This is a genomic window from Aeromicrobium camelliae (assembly GCF_003850045.1).
Lineage (GTDB): Bacteria > Actinomycetota > Actinomycetes > Propionibacteriales > Nocardioidaceae > Aeromicrobium > Aeromicrobium camelliae.
Genome location: NZ_RQJX01000039.1, coordinates 1 through 1,142, shown reverse-complemented (window position 1 = coordinate 1,142; position 1,142 = coordinate 1). Strand labels below are relative to the sequence as shown.

Genomic DNA, 1,142 nt, shown 5'->3' with positions numbered 1-1,142 from the left:
GTCCCGTGTCGGGTCGATCTGCAGTTCGCGGAGGAGTTCGCCGGTGGTGGCGTTGACGACTCTGACGTGGAGGTCGGCGATGAGCAGGACGACGTGGGTTCGGGCGTGGGTTCGTCCGATGCCGATGTGGTGGAGGCGACCGGCGATGCGCAGGGTGACGACGCCGCTGGTGTCGACGCGGTCGTGGCGGACGCGGGCGTGGGTTTCGGCGTCTCGGCTGCTGGTGGGAAGCGCTTTGGGCAGTGGGGACGGCGGTGGTTGTAGTGGTCGACGAACTCCTCGAGCAGGGCCTGTAGCTCCCCGATGGTGCCGGGTTGGTCAGGTTGGGCGCGGAGCCACTTCTTCATCGTCTGTTGAAACCGTTCGACTTTGCCTTGGGTGGTGGGGCGGCCCGGGCGGCCGTTCTTCTGGATGATGTGGAGGCGGCGGAGCTCTGCTTCGAGGGCGTTCTTGCCGGGTCGGCTGGCGTGACGGGTGGTGAAGACCATGCCGTTGTCGGTGAGAGTCGAGGCTGGGATTCCAGCGGTTCTGACCGCTTGGCGGAACTCGTCGCGCACGATGATCGCGGTCACGGCCCGGTGGGCGGTGACGCGAATCGCGTAGCGGGTGCAGTCGTCGAGCCAGGTCAGGACCTCGACGTCGGCACCGGTGGCGAGTCGGTAGTGCGTGAAATCGGACTGCCAGGTCTCGTTCGGCATCGTGGCTTCGAATCGGACGTAGGACGACTTGGGACGTTTCTTCGGTTCGGGCGTGATGACGCCGTGTCGAGGATGGTGGCTCGAGAGACGACGGCCTGGTGGTGGTGTTCGAGGTGCCAGCCGATCGTTTCCGCTCCGGCGTCGAGTCCGGCTTCGATGAGCTGCTTGCGCAGGGCAAGCACCAGCTCAACACGCTCGGGTGACGTCGCGGTGGGCGATGCTCGAGACCGGGGCTCGAACGCGGTCTCGCCTTCAGATCGCCACCTGGCCATGTAGCGGCTCACGGTGGCTTCAGAAACTCCGTAGGTGCGGGCGGCTTCTGCTTGGCTCAGACCCTGCGTGGTGATGGCGGTGATGATCAGCCGTGCTCTCGACACCCACGAGCATCAACGAGCGGTCTTGCAGATGACGTGAGACATGCCTTGCAGATGTCCTGAACCAGCA

General features: G+C 65.3%; 2 protein-coding genes and 1 pseudogene. 1 reads left to right on the top strand and 2 read right to left on the bottom strand.

Translation table 11 applies throughout. The features are described 5' to 3' along the window. Nucleotides 1-264 (top strand): hypothetical protein (locus tag EHW97_RS15840; protein ID WP_243696479.1); only part of this gene is annotated, 264 nt, incomplete at its 5' end. Between the two features lie 38 nt (nucleotides 265-302). Here EHW97_RS15840 and EHW97_RS16015 read toward each other — a convergent pair. Further along, a pseudogene (locus EHW97_RS16015) lies at nucleotides 303-698 on the bottom strand (DDE-type integrase/transposase/recombinase); the annotation flags it as partial. Further along, on the bottom strand, nucleotides 626-1,075 hold the full coding sequence (locus tag EHW97_RS16010; RefSeq protein WP_208002088.1) for a helix-turn-helix domain-containing protein: 450 nt from the start codon (nucleotides 1,073-1,075) through the stop codon (nucleotides 626-628). The gene EHW97_RS16010 and the pseudogene EHW97_RS16015, both read right to left, overlap by 73 nt. Nucleotides 1,076-1,142 lie beyond the last annotated feature (67 nt).